Raw genomic sequence first — 21,589 nt, 5'->3', positions numbered from 1 at the left:
TAGCACCCCCACCCCCTATTTCAGGCCCGAATGCGCCAATCCGTCGACGACACGGCGTTGCAACAGGATGAATAGAAGCAACACCGGTGCCATCGCCATCAAACTCGCCGCCATCAGGACCGGATAGTCCGTTGTGTACTGTCCCTGCAGATTCGCCAATCCCACGACCAGGGGCATATCGGCGGCATCCGTGGTGATCACCAGAGGCCACAGCAGATTATTCCAAGCGAACAGGATCGTGATGATCGTGAGCGCGCTGAGCGATGGTTTAGTCAAGGGCAACAAGACTCTCCAAAAGAGCTGGAATGGGTTAGCCCCATCGATCCGGGCCGCCTCCTCCAACTCGTGGGGCAGTCCCAGGAACGCCTGACGCATCAGGAAAGTGCCAAAGGCGCTGAAGACTCCCGGCAGCACAATCCCCCAGATGGTATTCAGTCCCCCGAGGCTCTGCACGATCTGGTACTGCGGAATCAGGTACACCTGAGTGGGAACCATCAGGATCGAAAGAACTATGGCAAGGATGGCTCCGCTGCCCCAGAAGCGTAGGCGAGCGAAAGCATAACCTGCCATCGAGCAGAAGATCACTTGGCCGACCACGGTGAGGATCGTGACCACCACCGAGATGAGGAATTGCCGCGCAAACGGGACGCGGTCGAAGACCGTTGCATAATTTCCCCATTGTGCGACCTCCGGCCACAGGCTGGGTGGAACTGACATTGACTCTGCCTGCGAGGAAAGGCTCATCATGATTTGCCACAGGAAGGGGAACACCATGACGAAGCCACCGGACATCAGCATCATGTGTACAAAGAAGTGCGGATGCCGATTCAAGAAGCTTCGCTTTTCGGGTTGAGATGGCGACTGCCCGCCTGGCCGCACCTCACCCACTGCATCTACTGTCTGTCTAGACATGGTTCACCCATCGTCTCTGCAGTCTAAATTGTACAAATGTGATGATCGCTATAAAGGCCATAATTAGCAACGCGATTGCTGAAGCGTACCCCTTGTCATTAATGAGGAACGCCTCAGAGTAGAACAGGTAAACCAAGGACTGTGTTTCGCGCATCGCTGGGTTACTGTCCCCCATCAAGGCAAACAGCAGATCAAACAGCTGGAACGCGTTGATCGTAGAGACAATAACCACCAGGAATATGCTTGGTGTCAACATGGGCACGGTGATAGAGATGAACTGCCGCCAGGAGCTAGCTCCATCGAGTTGCGCAGCCTCGTAGAGTTCAGTCGGAATGCCTTGCATTCCAGCACTCAGAATAATCATGCTGAATCCCAGCGCCGACCACAGCCCCAGAATTCCCAGTGCTGCAAGCGAGAATCCCGGCGTCGACACCCAGTGTGGACCGTCGATTCCGAAAACCGAGAGAAGAGAGTTCAAAATGCCGTAATCGCCATTGTAAATAGTTCGCCAGACGATTGCTACCGCTGTAGGCATTGCCACGTAGGGCATAAAAAATAGAAGGCGGTAAAAGGTAGCGAAACGCAATCCAGGGCGGTTCAGCAGGCTTGAGAAGAAGATTGCTATTGGAATTCCCAGGAGCACAATGGCCGTATAGATGACCGTATTGAAAAGACTCCGGGGTATCTGGTCGTCCTGGATGAGCTGCCGATAGTTGTCAAGCCCAACGAATTCGGTCCCTCCGAAGACGCCGAATGTGGTGAAGCTGAAGTACACCGTCTGAACGATGGGCCACAGATAAAATGCTCCCAGCCCGATGAGAACCGGCGCAAGGAAAAGCCACGGCCAGATACCGTCATTGCGGATCCGGTTATTGGCGCGCATCCCGCGAACGGGCGGTGCAGAGGCACCGCCCGTTCGCTTCTTAGTAGGAATCAGTGTCATTTTTCATTCGCGAGATGCTCGTTCACTGCCTCAGCCAGCTGGGACAATCCCTCTTCGACGGGCAATTCGCCGGAAAGGATCCGCGGGAAGTATGTGCTCTCTTCCGTCAGCCAGGCCGAGCTGTTCCGCGAGACCGGGTAGGGGAAGGCATACTCATCGGCGGCATCGATGAAGATCTGGAGGTCAATCTCCGGAATTGAGTTGACATAGGCGTCCTGTGTTCCGACGTAAGCAGGGTTGGCCGCACCAGATTCTGCCTGAAGTGTGGCTGCTTCTTCACCCCCGAGGTAGGTCAAGAAGGCCGCAGCGGCTTCCTTGTTCTCGCCTTCGGCCGCCATCGCGTTTCCGACCCCGTGGATCACTGTTGCCTGACGTTCATCCTTGGGCAGTGGCACGACGTTAAAGCTCTCAAAATCCGGGGACTCTGCGAAGACATTGGATCGCTGGTTGTGATCCCAGATCATTGCTGCCTGACCGCTGGAGAAGAGGGCGGTCGGCTGAGTTTCGGCCGTTGTTTCAATGGAAGGCGACGATCCGTCGGCAACCATGCCAGCCAACATTTCAAAGGCCTTGAGCGCTTCGGGACTGTCATAGCCGGATTTTCCGTCCTCAGTGATGATTTCACCGCCGGCCTGAAGTACCGCATCGTAGACCAGGCTCTGGTTAGAGGTGCCGCCTGCATACCCGTAGACGCCTTCATCTTCGAGCTCGGTGCTAATGGTCTTCGCCGCGCTCGTAAAGTCCTCCCAGGTCCAGTTTCCGGTCGGAACGTCAACTCCGGCCCGCTCGAACAACTCCTCGTTGTACCACAGGGCAACGGTGTCATAGTCCTTTGGCACCGCATACATGGTGCCTTCATAGGAATACAGGTCGTTCATAGCGTCCGGATAATTTGCAGGATCGATTGCTCCAGCTTCGACCAGCGAGCTCAGAGGCTCGATCATTCCTTCCGCCGCGTACGTCTGGAAGTTCGGACCATTCAGCCAGAAGACGTCGGGGAGCTCGCCACCGCCGGCCTGCGTCTGCAACTTCGTGAAGTACTGGGCGAAAGGCGTGGTGGTGATACTGACGTCAATGTTCGGGTATTCCTCATTGAAACCCGCAATCAGCTCCTCCATCGCGGGGCGCTGAACATCATCCCACAGGCCGTAGCTGATCGACGCCGCCATGTCCTTGTCATCCGGAAGTGAAACATCAGCGCCGTCACCACCGCCTTCGGCTTCTGCACCACATGCACTCAATGCGAGTGCGGCGCCCGCGGCCAGAGCGGTCAGCTTGTAGCTCTTTCTCATTGGTTTCTCCTTGTTGTGTGTTCTTTCAGCCCAGCTAGGTCGATGCGCGGAGTCGTCGTCGCACCACCGGCATACAATTTGTGTGAGGCCTCGTCGAGCCCTCGCACAATGCCTCCAACAGCGACGCCAGAAACGCCAATCGTGGAAGCAAGAATGTGGGGTTGCATGTGTGCCGGAATGATTTCGGCCAACGCTTCCCGGAGTGGGTCCAGCAGGAGGTCCCCGGCGCCGGACACACCGCCGCCAATGATCACGACGTCAGGGTCAACGGCTAACATCAGCGACGAAACCCCTGGGGCCAACGACCGGGCAAAATCCCTCACCCATACGGTGGCTTCGGGGTCCCCGATCTTGGCGCGCTCGAATCGATGGGCTGCAGAATCATGCGGGGGCAAAGCGTTTAGGTCCACCCCGAATTGATTCCAGCCGGATGAGGGCAGACCGCCGACTTCCCCGGTCGCGAAGTGACGGCCTCTGCGCAGCTGACCACCGAGAATGAGCGCTGAGTTGGTCCGGTGTCCGACCTGAATATAGGTAACATCCGAAGCTAGTCTGGCGGCGCCAATCGCGTGTTCGGCGAGAGCGGCCATGTTGATATCGTTTTCGACCACCAGCGTTCCACTCATCCGCTGACGAAACTGGCTGGCAAGATCAACACCGACCCATTGAGGTAGCGCGTCCGAGAGCAGCATGTTTCCCGTCAGGTCAACAATCCCCGGAACGGCGACCGTCACATTGCTTACACCCTGCGCCGCAACTCCCGCAACTCCCAGGAGGGACCGGGTGAGATCGGCGAAAAAATCGAACCGCTCAAGGTCGTCAGCGTCGTCCGGTACGTCCCAGACAAGCTCATCCGTGACCGTCCCCGCCAAGTTGGCCAGCATCGCGCGCATCCGGTGGATCCCGACGTCGACGGACATGATGCGTCGCGAATCTGCGAGGAAAGCAAATCGCCGGGCAGGTCGGCCGGCGGCATGAGTGGCCCCTTGGCCCGACGGGAGCTCCCCCACCAGCCCTTGGTGGATCAACTCCGTAACGACACTTTCCACAGTTGGCCGAGACAGCCCCGTCGCCTTGGACAGCGCGGTGAGCGTCACGGCATTCGTACTGCGGATCTCCTGAAGGCATGCAACGACGTTTTTACTGCGAACATCGGAAAGCAGTCGCTCATACACTCCATCGTTGGCTGTCATCCGCGTCTCTTTCGCCTGAGCCGTCAGGGTGGATCCATAAAGAAAACGAATATGAAACCCACCTGCGTAATTATTTGTAGCGTAGCCCCGGATTTATTCGCGAGTCAACAGCATTCCATCCGACGATGCGTGAACGTTACCTGCTCCTCGGGGATTCCGGGGGGAATCATGCCGGAACCGGCGAGCAGAACGGCGTCCATTGACGTTCCCCAATGGGCAGCATTAGGCTCAGCAATTAGCTAGGCAGGTTACATAACTACGAATAGACGCCCAGTGCGCCGGAAGAGAACGACGACATGGCACTTCCCGGAATGATCGCACTGGATCTCGATGGCACTCTCATGACCCCCAACGGAATCAGCCCGTCGGTCAAGCTTGCGGTCAGGGCTCTGGACGATGCGGGGTGGGTAGTAGTCCTGGCAACAGGCCGGTCCATTTCAACCACGTTGCCGGTGGCCCTGGAATTGGGGCTAGCGGCGAACTACCTGGTGTGTTCAAACGGGGCCGTGGTCGCCAAATCTCAGAAATCAGAGCCAGCGGGATTTGACATCCACCACAGAGTCACCTTCGATCCAACCGAGGCCGTCCACACCCTTTTGGCTGAGAATCCCAATGTCCTCTGCGCAGTGGAACTGAAGAACGGGTACTTCAAGACCAACGCCGAATTCCCTCTCGGCGCACTGGGTCAGGATCACAACGTCGTGGCCCTCGAACAGCTGGTCGAGGACCAAACCACTCGAGTAGTCATTCACGCACTCGAGATGTTCTCCCAGGATTTTCTGTCAATCGCCGAGAAATTGGGCTTGAACGGAGTGCCCTATTCCGTGGGTAGCAATGGCTGGCTGGACCTCACTGCAGCCGGGGTGACCAAAGCCTTTGCCCTGGAACGCCTGCGTCTGGAGTTGGGAATCGATGCGAGCAGAACTGTGGCGATCGGTGACGGCTTCAATGACATCGAGATGTTTCATTGGGCAGCTCGTGCAGTGGCGATGGGTAACGCTCCCGAAGCGGTAAAGCGGGAGGCAGACGAGGTCACCGGGACCATACACGATGACGGTGCGGCCCAGATGATCCACACCTTGATCTAACGGCCAGTTCACAGTGCTTTCTGAAGCGTGCTACCCGGTTCCTATCCTTGCGGAGCTAAAGCTCTGGTAGGACTGTTCCGCGGTGAGAAGAGCCTTCTCTTCCCACGCTGTCAGTGGCTCGAACCGATCGATGAGAAGGCCACCCGACCGGTCTGTGGACCGGCGCCAAGTGCCGGTGACGCGGCCATTTACCACCACGGTTGGCTTGAACACACCGTTACCGCCCGGCACGATGCGCTGCGCATACTCGGGCCGGAGCACCGGTGTCCGGTCCTGGTAGCCGATCACGTACTCGTCGAAGGCAGGCAGCAGGGCCAGTCCTGACACGGACGGTGGGTCCCCTGGGCGGTCCGCAGCCATCCAATAAGAGGTGGCATCGTAGGTCAGCTCTGTCAGCTGGTCGCGGACCAACGCCAACCCGATCTTCGCGTCGGCAACCGTCAGCTTGGACCACCAGACAAAGTCCCGCAGTGTGGCCGGACCATGCCCGGTGAAGTACCCAAGAACAAACCGGCCCAGCGCTTCGTCACGTTCCGGCTGGCCCTCATCCGGCACCCACTCGTCGAGCAGGACCAGTGCCTGCTGACCACCGACCGGCGGCCCCCAGCAGAGCGTGCCAGTCTGCGCGAGATACACGATCACGTGGTAGCCACGTTGGTTGGCCGTATCAATCCCTGCCGCACTGAGCGCCGCGAGGAACTCGTTGCGGACCATCTTCCTGCCGCCCGCCAGCACCGTCAGGGCCACAGCACGCGCACTCTCAAACGCCGTCTGGTCAAGCCCCAGCGCCCGATGCCGGGCGGCCGCGCCAGTAAGCACCCGGTGGGTGGTGAGCCCGAGCATCCAGCGAAGATCGGCTGGCAGCACAAAGTGCAGGGTCCCGCGCATGGGCCACGACCGCACAATGTCACCGCGTTGGAGCGCCGAGAACACGTCATCCCGGGTTGAGCCCGGTGACCGCAGACCGATCGCCCACAGGGCCTGGTTGAAATCCTGCGCCTGCATCGCCACCAGACGCTCGACCACGCCCCGGACGGCTGGCTTGGCGTCGTCGTCGTCCCGGATCAGCTGTGCGGCCAGGCGACACCGAAGCAGCCGCTCCCGGTCCACCGTGTTGCTCATCGTGTCCAGGGGCGGTTAGCGGGTCAGCCGGTCAGGGCCGGGATGATGGCGCCCGAGAATACCTGCCAGGCAAGGGCGGTCTTGGCAACGAGGCTGAGGGTGATGTACACCCGTTCGCCGTAGAGGTAGTTCCGCCATGGCCCCACCTGGCGGTACTGGAGCCACTGGTTGATCGCGAACGTGTTGAAGAAGACGAACAGCGAGATGATGATGCCGTAGACGAAGGCGGGCGGCTCGACCGTGCTGGTAGACCCGGGAGACAGGAAATAGATCAGGATGGCGATCCACGGCACCAGACCGACCAGGGACCCGAGGATGAAAGGCAGGAAATTGCCGCTTCCGGGTTGCTCATACTTTTCCTGCAGGGCTCCAAAGCCGATCATCGCCGCGTTGGCGGCAAACAATGAAATCAGTGCGGCGACGTCGGAGATCCCCGTCGTTTGAGCAATCAGCCAGATCATCACCGACGAACTGAGCGAGTACTCGACCCAACGGAAGTAGTTGCGGTTGGCCCTCAGCCCAGCACCGTAGCGTGGGAAGAACAGCGGCGACGCGACGGCAAAGTGGAACAGCGCGGAGAGTGCCAGGAACAGGACCACCCCGGCACCCACGTTCACGGCGAAGAGATCCACCCGTTCAGGAGGTAGCGGAAATCCGGGCGGACCTGCCAGGTAATCGGCAGTCACTCCGAAGGTGACCTGGGTATCCAGCATGAAGAGGATGACCGCGAAGGCGATGGCCTGCACCAGATGCAGGGAACCAGCCACCAGGTTGTACGGGCGAAGACGACGAATACTCTCGTCCGGTGTGCGGGTTGTGCGCGCCATGGGGATCTCCTCAACCAGTGGACGTTCACCGTCCGTGGTGATCACGGTAACACCTCTGGCTACCCGCTGGGGATGAATAGCCCTGAGGGACTAGGCGTTGCGAAGCGAGCGCAGCGCCGGGCAGGGCGCCGGCGACGACGTCGCCGCGGAGTGCAACTGGTTCACTCGAAGCCGGCAGGGTGAATACTGCGTGTTTCCGTCCGGCGGTTCCGCCCCCGAGTCCAATCTGAGGGATAGACCTTTGGCAGCACCTTAGCGGCGGCGAGCGCTGCATACATGACCGTATTGATAGCGACGAAAGCCGCCAGAACTGCGAACAACTCGGAGTGCACAACAGATTCCGGAAACAAAATTCCTGCGGGTACAACGGACATAGCCGACATGGGTGTTAGCCAACTTCCTGAGGTAGGTGAGGTTCTTCGTGGGTGACGTGCTTCCAGGTCGCCTGTCGACGGAACGCGATATCAAGAATCCCTTTGACATACACAACGTTGAGAACCATGTCGAAAAACAGCTCCGGAAACAGGGTGGCCGCCAATGCACGTGCGCGCCATCCTCCTTTCCAGACCGTGACAACCCGCTCAACCATGAAGAGCACGCCGAGGCCCAGCCAAAAAGGGAACCAGACCCACTCCTCCAGCGACAGCAACGTCACCAGGATCAGCACCAGGAAGGACCCCAGGGCGATAACGCCATACCCAATACCCAGTTGCTGCGCCCAGTACCGCATGGTTTGAGGCCTGACACCGTATGCACCCAGATTCTCCAGGGCGCCTCGCTGCCACCTCAGCCGCTGGGCCCACAGGGTTCGCCACCCTGGCATCAACTCGGTGACAACTGTGCACTGGCTGGGCGACACCATCTGGGCACCGAGTGATTTCAGCGCGATCGTCAACTCATTGTCCTCAGTCAGGGCAGCAGTGTCATACACCTTGCCCGGCTCCCCCGGGATCAGCACTCCACGGCTCTCCGCCACGGTCCGGAGGGCAAGGGGACGAAATATCGACGCCGTACCGGTCAGCACGAACACGCGACCTCGGCGTCGGCGAATCTCACGTCCGTACCTGATGTATTCGTTGCGTTGAAACTGGCCCAGCAACCCGTGGCCCTGCTCACCGTAGAAAAGGCCGCCAATAGCCATCAGCCCCCGGTCAGCGGTGAATCGCTGGATCGCTGCCTCAATAAAGCCGCCGTCCAGCCTGGTGTCGGCATCCATCACCATGACGACGTCGTTGTCCTGCTGGCCCGGAAGGAGCTGAGCCAGGGCCTGGTTTAGCGCACCGCCCTTTTTGTGCTCGTTGTCGACTGAGATGAACACCTCGACACCGGCCCCTCGGGCGACCTCGGGAGTCGAATCTGTGCAGTTGTCGGCCACCACGATCACTCGATCAGGGGGATGAGACTGTTCCAGAAGCGAAGCAATAGTAGCTGGCAACGAAACTTCCTCGTTGTGGGAGGGAATCAGAACGGTCACCGTGACCGGGCCCGCATACACTCCGCGGGTCGCCGCCATCACGATCTTCGGCGCCAGAGGACTCGCTGTCCCATCGTTTGAACGTCGTGACCTTGACGCGATACGCCGTTCCAATAACGCAACACCTACAGCGAGCAACAGCGCCATGGCAGCAGCCGTCAGGATCACGCGGAGCGACGGAGCTTCGGAATCGTAGAGGACCCGCCAGAAACCCAGGATCAGACCTTCTGTTGGCTCGTCACGTACCTGCGGATCTCCGCTGGCAACAGCAAACCAGAGAAGCGCCGCGGCGCTGCCTGCCAAAACCGCTATGAAAATGCCGACCCACCGCTGATACCAACTAGACACCATGAGGGGACGCTAACATAGCGGTCCCGAAAAATTGCTGACCACAGCCCTCATTGCTCGGCGTGGGCCCAGCGCTCGACCAGTTCCTCGTGGGATTCGAGTAGTTCCTGGGTGCGGTGCGGATCGCGGGCGGCGAGGGCATCCAGCAGCGAGATCGACAGAACGACGGCGGCGGCGTGGGAGTCGAACACGAGGTCGGTGCCGACCGGCGCGACCAGAAGGGCGTCGACGTCGTTGGCGAACGGCACCAGCGGGCTGTCGACGATCGCGACCGTAGCCATCCCGAGCGACCGGGCCTGCGCCAACGCCCGCACCGTCGCCGCGGGATACCGGGGCATCACGAACGCCAACACCGCGGTGGCGCCGTTCCGGTGCAACTGGAGGATCGCATCATCCATCGACGCCGCGTCCGACAGGACGTGGACATCCGGCAACACCCGGCGGGCAAAGTAGCCGAGATACTCTGCGAGCGCCGCCGAGACCCGCAGGCCGATGATTCCGAGCGGCTGGGTGCCGGCCAGGAGGTCAAGGGCACGCTCCATCTGCTTACTGGCCACCGTGCGTTCCAGTGCGCCGAGATTTTGCTGCTCGAATTCGAAAATGGTGGGCCGTTCCACCCCCTGGCCGTTCAGCGGAGCGGACGTGCCGCGGACGACGTCGCGAATGGCGCTGCGAAATTCGGGATAGCCGGGATAGCCGAGGGCGGTGGCCAGACGGGTGACAGTGGGCTGGCTGACTCCGGCCGCCTCAGCGACGTCGATGGTCGAGGCGAACGCCACATCCGGCAGTGAGGCAAGCATGTACTGGATCACGCGCCGCTGGGTAGGTGAGACCCGGTGCCGATGGGCCAGGTCCACCAGCCAGTCATGGGCGCGGTCCGCCGACGACTGGTCACTCAGCACGATCGGCCCCCGGTCTCGGTAACATCCTTGTTTGGTGATCCCGCTCACCATGAATAGCATGATACACAGTCGAATCATGTGCATGAAGCAATTCACTTGGGAGAGGTTTGAATGTCTCAGCAGGCTCAGCGCGAGATCTGGTTGAGGTTCCTCTCCGGCCCGGATATTGATTCGCTGCAGCTGACGCGCCCGGAGATCATCTCGGCCGTGGACGACGTCGTCGCCGCGCACGGCAGGGGTGAAACCGTCTTCGAGCCACGGATGCACCTGGTGCCCAACAACGGCGGCGTCGGCCACTTCAATGTGCTGCGCGGCCACGTGTCCAACCTGGGCGCCCACGGCGTCAGCGGCGTCAAGGTGGTGGGTGACTTTGTCCCGAACTACCTGCAGGGCCTGCCGAGCGAACTCGCGATGGCCACCCTGTATGACCCGACGACCGGCGTCCCACTCTGCGTCATGGACGCCACCCTGGTGACCGAGGTACGGACCGGTGCGATGACCGCCGTCGGCGCCAAACACCTCGCCCGGAAAGACTCGAAAATCCTCGGGCATGTAGGAGCCCGCGGCACCGCATTCTCCAACGTGACGATGCTGGACAGCCTGTTCGACTTCGACGAAATCCGGGTCACCAGCAAGCGACCCGAATCCCGCGAAGCATTCGCTGAGCAATTACGCGCCGAGATCAGCACCCCGGTACGGGTGGTGGACACCGCCGAGGAGGCCTTCGATAATGCCGACATCCTCATCGAGGCTTCCCGTTTGAACGAACCCACCCCGCTGTTGCGCACCGCCGCCGTCAAGCCGGGCGCCTTCGTGGTCCCCTATGGCACGGTGAGCGCCGTCGAACTCGACCTGCTGGATGTGATGGACAAGGTGGTGGTGGACGACTGGCGTGAAGCGCAATCGGGCAGGTTCGGCGCGCTGCGACCCCATGTGGATACCGGCCGACTCTCCCCCGAAACGCTGTACGCGCAGCTCGGTGAGATTGTCAGCGGCCAGAAGCCCGGCCGCGAGTCGGACGACGAGCGGATCCTGCTCTGGCACCGCGGTCTGTCGATCCTCGACGTCGCCGTGGCGCACCTGATCCTCACCAAGGCGGAGCAGACCGATACTGGAACCATGCTGAGGTACCGGTAACCCTCATGGATCTCACACAGACCACCGCCGCCAATTTCCCGGTGCTGCGGCTCGCCACCCCCGAAGAGCTCGACGCCGTCGCCATCGCCGAAGTCTCCGCCGGCCGATCCCTCCGGCTTGAGCAGGACCTGCTGGACCGGGTCTCACTGCGCCGCCGCGAGGTACTTGAGCTGCTGACCGACGGCGACCCTGTCTACGGGGTCAACACCGGGATGGGCGCGGCGAGCGAGGTGCGTCTCGACGTCGTCGCCCAGTCCAGGCACCAAAACAACCTCATGCTCGGCCGTGCCGTGGGATCGGCCCCCTGGTTGACCGATCCGGAAACCCGCGCGGTCCTGGCGGTGCGGCTCCGCACCTTCCTGACCGGGGACGCCGGGGTATCGGAGCACCTCTGCGTCCGTCTGGTCGAGCTCCTGGCTGCCGATATGCTCCCCGCCATCCCCCGGACCCGGATCGGTGCCGCCGGGGAGATCATTCCCCTCGCCCATCTGGGTGGGGCGCTCACCGGATCGGGAGAGTTCCTGGTGGACGGTGCGGCTGTCGACGCCGTCGACGTGCTCTCGGCGGCCGGCATGGAGCCGTACTCGTTGGAGACCAAGGAAGGGGTGGCGCTGATTGAGGGGATTCCCGTCACCACGGCCCTCGCCATCCTTCGAGCGAACGATGCCCGGTTGCTGGCCGCCCAGGTGGTGGCCCTCACCGCCGCAGAGGTGTGCCTAGTGGGGGCCAGCCGCGACCCCTTCGACCCGGCGCTGGCCCGCGCCGACGTCGAGCTCGGCACAGTACTGGGCGCTATCCGGCAGCTCGCCGGCGACGACCCCCACCCCCGTACCCTGCAATCCCCGCTCTCCGTCAGGGTGCTCGGAGCAGCGGTGGCTCAGCTGCTGCGGTCCATCGACGCGGTGGAGGCGGCTGTTGAGCGGGCGTTGAACGGTGTCACCGATTCGCCTGCCTACCTGGATGGGCGGTTCATCGGGACGGCCGGGTTCGATGGGTTTGATCTTGCCGCGGCGCTGGACGGGCTGCGGCTGTCGATGATTCATGTCGCCGAGACCTCTGCGGCGCGCGTGCACCGCCTCCTGGACGAGAAGTTCACTGGACTTCCCCGGCAGCTCTCCGGGCAGCCTGGCCTGCACGCGGGAATGGTGGCGGTGCACAAACGGACGGTCGGCGTCGTCCACGAACTGGTGGCGGTCGCTCGGCCCTCCAGCCTGGGGGCCATCGAAACGTCCTTCGGCCAGGAGGATGTGCAGAGTTTCTCGTCCGAAGCGGCGGAAGCGTGCCACCACGCTGCCACCGGGCTCCGCGACGTGCTCGCCTGTGAGTTGCTGACCGTCATCCAGGGGGTGAGGCTGTCCGAACGCCCGCTGACCGCCGTCGACCCCCGCCTGAGAACCCTGGTGGAGGACGCCTCGGATCTCCTGCCCGATGGCACAGACGACCGCGCGTTCGGCCGGGACATCACTGTGCTGAACGACCTGCTGGCTAGTGGCTGGGGGCGTTGGGCCGCGACGGACGGGTTGTCGACGCCCGGGCGATAAAGACCGGCCTGAACATCACCCGGCCACTGGCGGTTCCGGTGCCCTCAGGCGAGGTCAGGGCGCCGACTGCGGCGTCGACAATCGCCTGCTCGTCCCAGCCGAAGGTGGTGAGTTCCGGGCTGACCAGTGACGCTAGCTCGCTGTCATCGAACCCCAGAATCGACAGGTCCTCCGGCACCGACAGGCCGAGGTCCCGGGCGGCGCGGTAGGCGCCGAAAGCGATCGAATCGCCCAGGCAGAACAGGGCCGTGGGGCGGTGGTCCCCCACCAGCAGTTGGGCCGCGGCCTGCGCCGCGCCGTGGACCGATGATGGCGACGACGACACGGTGACGGTCAGACCCATGGAATCCCCGAGGCTTTGGGCAAGCAGTTCGGCGGGCCGGCCCGGGGTGGACGGCAGCGTCGGTGCGAGCAGGCCGACCGTGCGGTGCCCGAGGTCGGCGAGGTGCTGCAGCGCGGTGCCCACCCCGTATTCGTTGTCGAAGAGAACACTTTCCGAGTCAGGACGGGCCGTGAGCGCGTCGCCGATCGAGACGATGCGGGTCTGGGCGGGCACATCGGCCCAGTAGCTCGCCGACGGATCCACCGGCAACGCGATCACCCCGTCGACGCGCTGGGCCGCCAGGGAGCGGAGCACTTCCTCTTCGCGCTGGGGCGAGCCGTCGACGTCGGCAATGATTGAGGACAGTTTCTGCGCCCTGAGGGCCTCGGACAGCATCACGGCCAGGCCCTGACGCCACAAATCGCGAAGCGATCCGACGATGGCGACGTTGCCGCTACGCCCGCTCGCGAGGGCCCGGGCAATGGGATCGGCCGAATAGCCGAGCTCCTCGGCAATGGCACGGACCCGCGCCTGGGTGGCCTCTGAACCCCGCAGGCCGCGCAGCGCATAGGACGTTGCGGCCTTCGACAACCCCGCGGCGTCGGCAATGTCCTGGAGTGTTTTGCGCTGGGCCCCGGTCATCAGACCAGCATACGGGTGAGCAGGCCGGCTCTGCCCCGGTGGCCCTTTCCACGATCGGTTGACAAAGCGTCGTGTGAGCCGGTTCAATTGATGGTGTGAACCGGTTCACTTCGACAGGTTGCTTAGCAGTTTCCCACCTCATCCGATCATTTCCCTCGAAAGGCATCATGCGCACCGATTGCCACCAGCACCTGTGGCCAGCTGCGTTGATCGAGGCACTCCGCAACCGCGTTCAGACCCCCCGACTGAACGGCTGGGAGCTGCTCATCGACGGTGAGGCACCCTACGCCGTCGACCCCCTTGCCCATGACACCGCCGTCCGCCGGACCCAGGAAACCCGCGAGGGGAAGGACCAGGTGCTGCTGTCGCTCTCAAGTCCCCTGGGCATCGAGCATCTCCCATTCGAGGAATCGCGAGAGCTGATCGAGATCTGGCATCGGTCGGCACTGGAACTGGGTGACCCGTTCCTGGTCTGGGCGGCGACGCCGGTAAGCGAGTTCGACCTCGACGGCCTGGCCCACATCCTGGATCATGACCGGGTGGTGGGGCTGCAGTTGCCCGCCACCGCACTGGCCGACCCTGACGCAATCCGGCGGATGAGGCCGGTCCTCGACGTAGTGCAGGCGGCCAACAAGCCGCTCCTGATCCACCCCGGGCCCGCCCCGGCCACCACCGGAACCCCGTCCTGGTGGCCAGCACTGGTGCCGTATGTTGCCCAGCTGCATGCCTCCTGGCTGGCCTGGCACGCAGTGGGACGCGCCCAGCACTCCACCCTGCGGGTGGCCTTCGTGGCCCTGGCCGGGCTCGCACCCCTGCACCACGAACGTCTCGCGGCGCGCGGCGGCACGTTTGGCGCCGTTGACCCGCTGGTCTATTACGAAACCTCCTCGTACGACACCCGGGCGATTGATGCGACCATCCGGGTGGTCGGCGTCGACCCGATTATTCACGGCTCTGACCGGCCCTACGCCGAGCCACGCGACCCCGGCCTAGGGCATGCCTTCACCCACGCGCTCTTTTCCGCCAATCCACAGCATCTCCTGAAAGGAACTCCACGATGACCACTGCACCTCCCCAGGGCCTCGCCCTCACTGAATCAGACGTTCCTGCCCTGCCGGGGCGCACCCTCAGCCAGAAGGAGCTCCAGGACTGGGTCACCACCCTCGCCGCGTGCCCCGAGCTGTGGGAACACCACATCAACCATGAGGGCGGCGAACGCCACTACGCCTCGCTGTACCGGGACTCGAACATCGACGTCTGGTTGCTGTGCTGGAATACCCAGGACGACACCGGCTGGCACGATCACGACATCTCCTCCGGCGCCGTCGTCGTCACCCAGGGCGCCGTCACTGAAGCCAACCCGCGGATGAACGGCGAACCCGTCCGTCGCGTGGTGGAGGCTGGCCGGTCCTTCTCCTTCGGACCCGATCATGTGCACCGGATGGGTGGGTCCGTGGACGGGTCCGTCTCCATCCACGCCTACTCCCCACCGCTCTGGCGGATGGGGCAGTACGCGATCGGCCGCAACGGAGTGATCCGCCGCATGTCCGTAAGCTACGCCGATGAGCTGCGGCCCATGGACGACGAAAGCGTGATTGAGAAATTCAAGCAACTCCAGTCGGTCACTGACGAGCTGGGGCGCTAGACGCACTCGCTTTTGGTTTAGAACTCAGCGAGGCCCGGCAGGAGCGCCTGTGCTGCGGCCAGGTCCTCCCCCAGCGGCCGGTCATCCTGGTCCGGGTCCAGCCCCGCGGCAAGATACTCAAAGGCTGCCCTCGCCGGAGCGGTCCCGAGCCGGTGAGGTGCCATCCGCAGCGCCCTGACAGCGGCAACCGCTTCGAGAGCAACGATGGCGGGCGCCTCCGCTGCGAGGTGGCGCAGCTGACGCGCACCCTGGGTGGCGAACCCGGCATGCTCCTCAAGGCCCAGCGAGACGTTGATCCCCGGCCCGTTCGCCGGCGTCGCAGCGGTCCGCAGGATCGACAGCACATCCTGGGCGACGTACTCGGCGATCATCAGGCCAGAGCTTCCCCGGGTCGAAAGGAAGGACGGGAGACTGCTCAGCTCCGGGCGGAACAGGTGGGACAGCCGGGCTGCGGACAGTGAGATCACCGGGTAGACAGCCGTTCGGGTACCGTCCAGTGCCGCCGCCAGCGTGGCCAGATGGAATTGGCCGTGATGGAACAGGCCATCGGTGGTCATCAGCGGGTTCTCCGCCGCCCCGTTGAGCTCGGTTTCCAGGATGGAACGCAGCCGTTGGAGAGCATCGAGGGCCGGGGCGTGCACCTGGGGCAACGCCCTGAGGGCGAAAGGATCCTGCAGCCGGGCCGGCACAGCCGGGGTATCGGGTCCGGTCAGCCGGCGCATCGCCGCGGCCACCGCCGCCTGGTGAGGGTGCACCCTCGCCCGGTGAACCGCCTCGGCATACGGTTCGGGTGAGCCCTCCAGCGCCAGCAGGGTCAGCGACGCCACCACCAGCGCACTCTTCATCAGCTGCTCCATGGCAACGGCACCCTGCGTCGCGGTGGCGAGGGTCAGAGCGCTGGAGCTCATGAACGGCAGCGAGTCGGTGTCCTCGAACCGTACCGGGGCGATTCCCCCCACCTGCCACGGCCGGTCCCCACTCAGGGTCAGGGCCAGCTCAGCCATGGCCGCCAGATCCCCGGTGCCCAGGCCGCCCAGGCTATGAATGGCGGCGACCGATCCATTGTTGATCGCTTCCAGCAACCCCTGCACCACACCGGGGCTGATGCCGGACCCGCCGGCGAGAAACTGGTTGAGCCGGACGGCCATGGCAGCGCGCACTGTGGTCGCCTCATCGACACGACCAGCCCCAGCGCAGTGGCTCAGCAGAAGGCGCTTCGCATGGGCCGCCCGTCGTTCAGCCAGCGACCCACCCGGCTCCACATTCAGGGCACGATTGGCGCCGACGCCGGTGTTGGCGCCGTAGACCCGCCCCGCTTCACGGGCCTGGACCAATTGGTCCTTGGACCGCTGCAGCCGAGCGATCACGCCGTCGGGAACCTTTACCCGGGAAGATCCAGTTGAAATAGTAATAAGATCGTCAAGTGTCAGCGAGGCGCCGTCGAGCATTACCCGGTTGATGTTGTCCTCGGAAGTCATGGGTGAACCGTTGTCCTTGATCTGTCGATAGGTAAGTCATCTCACACATCGGGGTGACTGTCTATTCATTCGCTGAAACTATGAATCAACTTATTCACTGCCCGCTATTGAGGCTGGTGCCAAGGAACCTGGAGAGCCACCGTGATTACGTTTGACAAGGTAAGCAAGACTTTTCCGGATGGCACCCTTGCCGTCGACAACCTGAACTTTGAATTGCCGACTGGCAAGATCACCGTGTTCGTAGGCCCCTCGGGCTGTGGCAAAACCACTTCACTGCGCATGATCAACCGCATGATCGAGCCGACCGGCGGCCGCATCATGATCGATGGACAGGACGTCACGCAGCAGGACGCCGCCCTGCTACGCCGGTCAATCGGGTATGTCATCCAGCACGCGGGCCTCTTCCCGCACCGCACAGTGATCGAGAACGTCATGACGGTGCCCAATCTGATCGGCACCGACAAGAAGAAGTCGCGGGCCACTGCCATGGAACTGCTGCTCCGGGTGGGCCTCACCGAAAGCATGGCCGACAAATACCCGGTACAGCTCTCCGGTGGTCAGGAACAGCGCGTGGGAGTTGCCCGCGCCCTTGCCGCCGATCCCCCCGTCATGTTGATGGACGAGCCGTTCAGCGCCGTCGACCCCATTGTCCGCGCCGGCCTGCAGACCGAATTCCTGCGACTGCAGGGCGAGCTGGGCAAGACGATTGCGTTCGTCACGCACGACATCGACGAGGCCATCAAGCTCGGTGACATGGTCGCCGTCTTCAAAGAGGGCGGGCATCTTGCCCAGTATGCCTCCCCGCAGGAGCTGCTGGAGAACCCAGCGAATGACTTCGTCGCCGACTTTGTGGGCCGCGACCGCGGCTTCCGCAGCCTCTCCTTCGACTCCTCCGAGGTGCTTGAGCTTGACCCCCTGGATTCGGTCCGGGTGGGCAATGAAAGGCTGGTCCTCGACAGCGCTGGTCGCCCCCGCGGCTGGGCTGGTCCGGGGATCGCCGACGAGAATTCGCCCCTCTCGGTCGCTGGCACCTTCACCGTTGCGGATTCCCTGCGGGTGGTGACCGACCTAGCGATCAGCTCTCCCGTCGGCATCGCGGTCCGGGTCAACGCATCGGGCGTGGCCGACGGCGTCATCCGGCACCCGAGCCTGGTACGGCAGCTGGATGAGCGACGCCGACTGCGCGCGGGGACCACCGCATGATCGACTACATCTCCGGCAACCGTGACATCATCTGGACAGCGTTCCAGGAGCACCTGTATCTGGCGTTGATCCCCGTCATCCTGGCGATCATCATCTCGCTGCCGCTGGGGTATCTGGCGGTCCGCTACAAGAAGCTGTACTACCCGCTGGTGAACATCAGCAGCATTCTCTACGCGATCCCCTCGCTGGCCCTGTTCCTCCTGTTGCCACCGATCATCGGCACCGGCGTCCTCTCCCCCCTGAACATCATCATCGCGCTCACCGTCTACAGTGTTGCGCTGATGGTCAGGGTGGTGGCCGACGGCCTGAACTCGGTTGATCCGGCCATCACCCAGGCGGCTACCGCCATGGGGTACCGCCGGGTCAGCCGCCTGCTGCGGGTGGAACTGCCGATCGCCCTGCCGGTCATGCTGGCCGGACTCCGGGTTGCGACGGTTGCGAACGTGTCCATCGTCAGCGTTGGTGCCCTGATCGGCGTCGGCGGACTGGGCGCCCTGTTCCTCCGCGGGCTGCAGCTCGATTACCTGGCACCGATTTGGGTGGGAATTATCCTCTCAGTGCTGCTGGCGGCAACCTGCGACATCATCATTGTGCTGGTTCAACGACGATTCACGCCCTGGGTGCGTGCGGGAGGACGAGCCTGATGGATTATCTCGAATATCTGTTGGATCCCGAGCACTGGGATCTCGCCGTGAACGGGAACATCCCGTCACTCGTCGTCGAACACCTCTATTACACGGTCCTGACGCTGGTCATTGCCGCCCTGATCGCTATCCCGGTGGGGCTGTACATCGGCCACACCGGCAAGTTCTCGTTTGTGGCGATCAACGCCGGGAACGCCGGCCGGTCGCTGCCGACCCTGGGCCTCATCATCCTGCTGGTGACGGTGATCGGCTTCGGACTGCTGCCGGTAGTGATCGCCCTGGTGGTCCTCGCCATCCCGCCCATTCTCACGTCCACCTATGCGGGGCTCCGGGCGATCAACCCCGCGTCGGTGGACGCCGCGAAGGGAATGGGCATGCGGCCCATCCAGATCCTGTTCCGGGTGGAAATTCCGATGGCGTTGCCGCTGATCCTCAGCGGGCTGCGCAGCGCCACCCTTCAGGTGGTCTCGACCGCCACCGTCGCCTCCTATGTTGGTCTCGGCGGACTGGGCAGGCTGCTGGTTGACGGTCTCGCACTGAATCAGTACGACCGGGTGATTGCCGGCGCCGTCGTCGTCGCCCTGTTGGCCATCATTCTTGACCTGATCGCATCCGGTCTGCAGCGGCTGGTGGTGTCCCCCGGCGTATCCGGGCGCGCGCTGACCCGGACGTCGAACAAACCCCCATCACCTTCCGTCGGGCCGGCAACGGCCACGGCGGGATAAGCTTGAGAAACCTGACCGAAAGGCACGACCCATGAATAAGAAACGCTCAACCAGACTGATGAGTAGCGTTGCGCTCTTCGGCGCTGCGGCCCTCGCTCTGTCCGCTTGTGGCGGCGATCCGCTTGAGTCCGACGCCGGCGGCGAGTCAGTGGACGCAGAGACCATCGCGATTGGCTCAGCAAACTTCCCCGAAAGCGAACTTCTCGCCGAGATGTATGCGCAGGTTCTGGAAGCCGAAGGCATCGAGGTGGAGCGTAGCTTCAACATCGGCGCCCGCGACCTGTACCTGGCAGCACTTGAGGACGGGTCAATCGACCTGCTCCCCGAGTACAACGGCGCACTGTACGCATCCCTCGTGGAGGGTGGCGCCCCCGAGGGTGTGACCAGCCCCGACGAAGTGTACGACGCCATGGTGGAGGTGCTGCCTGAGGGCATCATCGCACTGGAACAGTCCGAGGCTGAGGATAAGGACACCCTTGCGGTTCTCCCGGAGACCGCCGAGGAGCTTGGCCTGGAGACGATGGACGATCTGACCGATATTGCTGGTGAGCTCACGCTCGCAGCCGGTCCTGAATTTGTTGAGCGCTATCAGGGCCTGATCGGCCTTGAAGAGGTGTACGGCATCGTGTTCTCCGAGTTCCGTCCCCTGGACGCCGGTGGACCGCTGACCCGCGAAGCACTGCTGAGCGGCGAAATTGATGTAGCCAACATTTTCAGCACCGACTCGACGATTGAGACCGAGTCTCTGGTGGTCCTCGAGGACACCCAGAACCTGTTCCTGTCCCAGAACATCGTGCCGATCGTGCGCGAAGCGAAGGTAACCGATGCGGTCACCGAATCGCTCAACGCGGTGTCAGCTGCCCTTACCACCGATAACCTCACCGAGTATCTCGCACGGGTTCAGGTGGACAGGGAGTCCAGCGCGTCTGTCGCCACGGCCTTCCTTGAAGAGTACGACCTGCTGTAAGTAGCGGGTGCCCATCCCGGCTTCGGCCGGGATGGGCACTGCCCGTTCTGTAAGCCCCTTTACCCGAGCGCCCTGAAAGTAAACCAGTGACCACACAGCGCTCGGCCGCCATCGCGGCAATCCTCACCCTGCTCCCCGGAGTATTGGTCATGGCCGCCGCCGTCGCCCTCTCCCTCTTCATTGCCAGCCTCCAGGGCTTCATCGGCGCCCTGGTGGTTGCCCTCGCCCTCGGCCTGCTGGTCCGCAACACCGGGCTGTTCCACCCGCGAATCCGGCCCGGCATCCAACGGGCCACCAAACGATTCCTGCGGCTCGGCGTCGTCGTCCTGGGCCTGCAACTCTCCCTTCCCGAGATCCTGAGCCTCGGGTTTCCCGTCCTTGCCCTGATCATTGCGTCAGTGTTTATCAGCTTCCTGTTCACGCGGTACATCGGTGAACGGCTGGGACTCAGCCGGGCCGCGTCGACCCTGATGGCTGCGGGGTTCTCCATTTGCGGCGCGTCAGCGATCGCTGGCATGCAGAGCATTGTGAACGCCGACGACGACGAAGTGGCCAGTGCCATCGCCATGGTCACCCTGTATGGGTCGGCCGTCATCCTGGGACTGCCGCTCATCGGCAACCTGCTGGGGCTCTCCCCCGAAACGTTTGGTATCTGGTCCGGGCTCGCCGTCCATGAGGTGGCCCAGGTGGTGGCGACCGCCAGCACGGCGGGGGCTGTGGCGCTCGCCGTCGCGACCGTGGTGAAACTGGGCCGGGTGGTGCTGCTGGCTCCCGTCGCCGCGTTCGTCTCCATCGGTATCCGGCGGGCCGAGGGCGCCCAGCCGTCAGTTCCGGGGCGGGTGGCGCCGATCGTGCCGCTGTTCGTCGTCGGCTTCCTGGCGCTGGTGCTCCTGCGCTCCACCGGGGTGGTCCCTGATCCGGTTCTCGACGCCGCCTCCCTGACAGCCACCTTGCTGCTGGCCGCCGCGATGTTTGGCCTCGGCACCGGGATCGACATCCCACACCTGGCACGCACCGGCGGGAAAAACCTCGCTCTGGGTGGCATCTCGACCGTGTTCCTCGGTGGTATCACCCTCGCCGGTGCGGTACTCGTCACCGCCTAGGTCCTGGCCCGTCCTGCCTGGGGTCCTGCCTGTCGATACCTCGGTTTTGGTGAGGAACCTGGACATCGGAGGCCAAGATGT

Annotated in this window: 20 protein-coding genes; 10 read left to right on the top strand and 10 right to left on the bottom strand. The window is 63.1% G+C overall.

Going from position 1 to position 21,589, the window contains the following annotated elements:
- Positions 1-15: 15 nt before the first annotated feature.
- The 4 genes from ABD059_RS13850 to ABD059_RS13835 form a co-directional block, all read right to left on the bottom strand.
- The gene (locus ABD059_RS13850) at positions 16-801 is read right to left on the bottom strand and encodes a carbohydrate ABC transporter permease (RefSeq protein ID WP_343881009.1); all 786 of its coding nucleotides are present in this window, start codon (positions 799-801) and stop codon (positions 16-18) included.
- A 103-nt stretch (positions 802-904) separates the two neighbouring features.
- The gene (locus ABD059_RS13845) at positions 905-1,855 is read right to left on the bottom strand and encodes a carbohydrate ABC transporter permease (protein WP_343881007.1); all 951 of its coding nucleotides are present in this window, start codon (positions 1,853-1,855) and stop codon (positions 905-907) included.
- Positions 1,852-3,147: an ABC transporter substrate-binding protein gene (locus ABD059_RS13840; protein WP_343881005.1), complete on the bottom strand. Its 1,296-nt coding sequence runs from the start codon at positions 3,145-3,147 to the stop codon at positions 1,852-1,854. The genes ABD059_RS13845 and ABD059_RS13840 overlap by 4 nt, the downstream gene beginning before the upstream one ends.
- Positions 3,144-4,340, bottom strand: a complete 1,197-nt coding sequence (locus ABD059_RS13835) for an ROK family protein (protein WP_343881003.1) — start codon at positions 4,338-4,340, stop codon at positions 3,144-3,146. Before ABD059_RS13835 ends, ABD059_RS13840 begins: the two co-directional genes overlap by 4 nt.
- 296 nt (positions 4,341-4,636) lie before the next feature.
- On the opposite strand from ABD059_RS13835, the gene ABD059_RS13830 reads away from it, so the two are divergent.
- Positions 4,637-5,428 (top strand): HAD family hydrolase, encoded by a 792-nt coding sequence (locus tag ABD059_RS13830; RefSeq protein ID WP_343881001.1) that lies wholly within the window; start codon positions 4,637-4,639, stop codon positions 5,426-5,428.
- A gap of 30 nt (positions 5,429-5,458) precedes the next feature.
- Here the strand turns inward: ABD059_RS13830 and ABD059_RS13825 are convergent, their stop codons facing one another.
- From ABD059_RS13825 to ABD059_RS13810, 4 genes are all read right to left on the bottom strand, one after another.
- The gene (locus tag ABD059_RS13825; RefSeq protein WP_343880999.1) at positions 5,459-6,550 is read right to left on the bottom strand and encodes a winged helix DNA-binding domain-containing protein; all 1,092 of its coding nucleotides are present in this window, start codon (positions 6,548-6,550) and stop codon (positions 5,459-5,461) included.
- Between the two features lie 23 nt (positions 6,551-6,573).
- Positions 6,574-7,377, bottom strand: coding sequence for a heliorhodopsin HeR (gene heR / locus ABD059_RS13820; protein ID WP_343880997.1), 804 nt, complete (start codon positions 7,375-7,377; stop codon positions 6,574-6,576).
- Between the two features lie 388 nt (positions 7,378-7,765).
- Entirely contained in the window at positions 7,766-9,202 is a 1,437-nt protein-coding gene (locus ABD059_RS13815; RefSeq protein WP_343880995.1) for a glycosyltransferase family 2 protein, read from the bottom strand.
- Positions 9,203-9,249: 47 nt separating this feature from the next.
- A complete protein-coding gene (locus ABD059_RS13810; RefSeq protein ID WP_343880993.1) occupies positions 9,250-10,101 on the bottom strand; it encodes a MurR/RpiR family transcriptional regulator in 852 nt (283 codons plus the stop codon).
- A 111-nt stretch (positions 10,102-10,212) separates the two neighbouring features.
- Here ABD059_RS13810 and ABD059_RS13805 point away from each other — a divergent pair, with 111 nt between their 5' ends.
- Both ABD059_RS13805 and ABD059_RS13800 read left to right on the top strand, forming a co-directional pair.
- Positions 10,213-11,238 (top strand): ornithine cyclodeaminase family protein, encoded by a 1,026-nt coding sequence (locus tag ABD059_RS13805; protein WP_343880991.1) that lies wholly within the window; start codon positions 10,213-10,215, stop codon positions 11,236-11,238.
- 5 nt (positions 11,239-11,243) lie between these two features.
- Positions 11,244-12,779: an aromatic amino acid lyase gene (locus ABD059_RS13800; RefSeq protein WP_343880989.1), complete on the top strand. Its 1,536-nt coding sequence runs from the start codon at positions 11,244-11,246 to the stop codon at positions 12,777-12,779.
- On the opposite strand, the gene ABD059_RS13795 is transcribed toward ABD059_RS13800, so the two are convergent.
- Positions 12,724-13,743 (bottom strand): LacI family DNA-binding transcriptional regulator, encoded by a 1,020-nt coding sequence (locus tag ABD059_RS13795; protein ID WP_343880987.1) that lies wholly within the window; start codon positions 13,741-13,743, stop codon positions 12,724-12,726. The two genes, ABD059_RS13800 and ABD059_RS13795, sit on opposite strands and share 56 nt — an antisense overlap.
- Positions 13,744-13,910: 167 nt before the next feature.
- Between ABD059_RS13795 and ABD059_RS13790 the strand changes: the two genes are divergently transcribed.
- Positions 13,911-14,804: an amidohydrolase family protein gene (locus ABD059_RS13790; RefSeq protein ID WP_343880985.1), complete on the top strand. Its 894-nt coding sequence runs from the start codon at positions 13,911-13,913 to the stop codon at positions 14,802-14,804.
- Positions 14,801-15,388, top strand: a complete 588-nt coding sequence (locus ABD059_RS13785; protein ID WP_343880983.1) for a cysteine dioxygenase — start codon at positions 14,801-14,803, stop codon at positions 15,386-15,388. The genes ABD059_RS13790 and ABD059_RS13785 overlap by 4 nt, the downstream gene beginning before the upstream one ends.
- Before the next feature lie 17 nt (positions 15,389-15,405).
- Here the strand turns inward: ABD059_RS13785 and ABD059_RS13780 are convergent, their stop codons facing one another.
- A complete protein-coding gene (locus tag ABD059_RS13780) occupies positions 15,406-16,866 on the bottom strand; it encodes an aromatic amino acid lyase (RefSeq protein WP_343880981.1) in 1,461 nt (486 codons plus the stop codon).
- Between the two features lie 141 nt (positions 16,867-17,007).
- Between ABD059_RS13780 and ABD059_RS13775 the strand changes: the two genes are divergently transcribed.
- The 5 genes from ABD059_RS13775 (at position 17,008) to ABD059_RS13755 (ending at position 21,508) form a co-directional block, all read left to right on the top strand.
- Positions 17,008-18,069, top strand: coding sequence for an ABC transporter ATP-binding protein (locus tag ABD059_RS13775; RefSeq protein WP_343880979.1), 1,062 nt, complete (start codon positions 17,008-17,010; stop codon positions 18,067-18,069).
- Positions 18,066-18,713 (top strand): ABC transporter permease, encoded by a 648-nt coding sequence (locus tag ABD059_RS13770; RefSeq protein WP_343880977.1) that lies wholly within the window; start codon positions 18,066-18,068, stop codon positions 18,711-18,713. Before ABD059_RS13775 ends, ABD059_RS13770 begins: the two co-directional genes overlap by 4 nt.
- Positions 18,713-19,438, top strand: a complete 726-nt coding sequence (locus ABD059_RS13765) for an ABC transporter permease (RefSeq protein WP_343880975.1) — start codon at positions 18,713-18,715, stop codon at positions 19,436-19,438. Before ABD059_RS13770 ends, ABD059_RS13765 begins: the two co-directional genes overlap by 1 nt.
- A 31-nt stretch (positions 19,439-19,469) precedes the next feature.
- Positions 19,470-20,405: an ABC transporter substrate-binding protein gene (locus ABD059_RS13760; RefSeq protein ID WP_343880973.1), complete on the top strand. Its 936-nt coding sequence runs from the start codon at positions 19,470-19,472 to the stop codon at positions 20,403-20,405.
- 86 nt (positions 20,406-20,491) lie between these two features.
- Positions 20,492-21,508 (top strand): YeiH family protein, encoded by a 1,017-nt coding sequence (locus tag ABD059_RS13755; protein ID WP_343880971.1) that lies wholly within the window; start codon positions 20,492-20,494, stop codon positions 21,506-21,508.
- Positions 21,509-21,589: the final 81 nt, after the last annotated feature.

This window comes from Arthrobacter flavus (genome assembly GCF_039526005.1).
Classification (GTDB): Bacteria; Actinomycetota; Actinomycetes; order Actinomycetales; family Micrococcaceae; genus Arthrobacter_D; species Arthrobacter_D flavus.
Note: the sequence above shows the minus strand (reverse complement) of the source record. Positions and strands in the feature narration are given on the sequence as shown.

Bases quoted from the DNA above. Each gene is read 5' to 3' on its own strand.
- ABD059_RS13850 (WP_343881009.1), bottom strand. From the start codon at position 801: ATGATGCTGATGTCCGGTGGCTTCGTCATGGTGTTCCCCTTCCTGTGG.
- ABD059_RS13770 (WP_343880977.1), top strand. From the start codon at position 18,066: ATGATCGACTACATCTCCGGCAACCGTGACATCATCTGGACAGCGTTC.
- ABD059_RS13805 (WP_343880991.1), top strand. From the start codon at position 10,213: ATGTCTCAGCAGGCTCAGCGCGAGATCTGGTTGAGGTTCCTCTCCGGC.
- ABD059_RS13795 (WP_343880987.1), bottom strand. From the start codon at position 13,743: ATGACCGGGGCCCAGCGCAAAACACTCCAGGACATTGCCGACGCCGCG.
- ABD059_RS13830 (WP_343881001.1), top strand. From the start codon at position 4,637: ATGGCACTTCCCGGAATGATCGCACTGGATCTCGATGGCACTCTCATG.
- ABD059_RS13835 (WP_343881003.1), bottom strand. From the start codon at position 4,340: ATGACAGCCAACGATGGAGTGTATGAGCGACTGCTTTCCGATGTTCGC.
- ABD059_RS13840 (WP_343881005.1), bottom strand. From the start codon at position 3,147: ATGAGAAAGAGCTACAAGCTGACCGCTCTGGCCGCGGGCGCCGCACTC.
- ABD059_RS13800 (WP_343880989.1), top strand. From the start codon at position 11,244: ATGGATCTCACACAGACCACCGCCGCCAATTTCCCGGTGCTGCGGCTC.
- ABD059_RS13760 (WP_343880973.1), top strand. From the start codon at position 19,470: ATGAATAAGAAACGCTCAACCAGACTGATGAGTAGCGTTGCGCTCTTC.
- ABD059_RS13825 (WP_343880999.1), bottom strand. From the start codon at position 6,550: ATGAGCAACACGGTGGACCGGGAGCGGCTGCTTCGGTGTCGCCTGGCC.
- ABD059_RS13790 (WP_343880985.1), top strand. From the start codon at position 13,911: ATGCGCACCGATTGCCACCAGCACCTGTGGCCAGCTGCGTTGATCGAG.
- ABD059_RS13765 (WP_343880975.1), top strand. From the start codon at position 18,713: ATGGATTATCTCGAATATCTGTTGGATCCCGAGCACTGGGATCTCGCC.
- ABD059_RS13780 (WP_343880981.1), bottom strand. From the start codon at position 16,866: ATGACTTCCGAGGACAACATCAACCGGGTAATGCTCGACGGCGCCTCG.
- ABD059_RS13815 (WP_343880995.1), bottom strand. From the start codon at position 9,202: ATGGTGTCTAGTTGGTATCAGCGGTGGGTCGGCATTTTCATAGCGGTT.
- ABD059_RS13785 (WP_343880983.1), top strand. From the start codon at position 14,801: ATGACCACTGCACCTCCCCAGGGCCTCGCCCTCACTGAATCAGACGTT.
- heR (WP_343880997.1), bottom strand. From the start codon at position 7,377: ATGGCGCGCACAACCCGCACACCGGACGAGAGTATTCGTCGTCTTCGC.
- ABD059_RS13845 (WP_343881007.1), bottom strand. From the start codon at position 1,855: ATGACACTGATTCCTACTAAGAAGCGAACGGGCGGTGCCTCTGCACCG.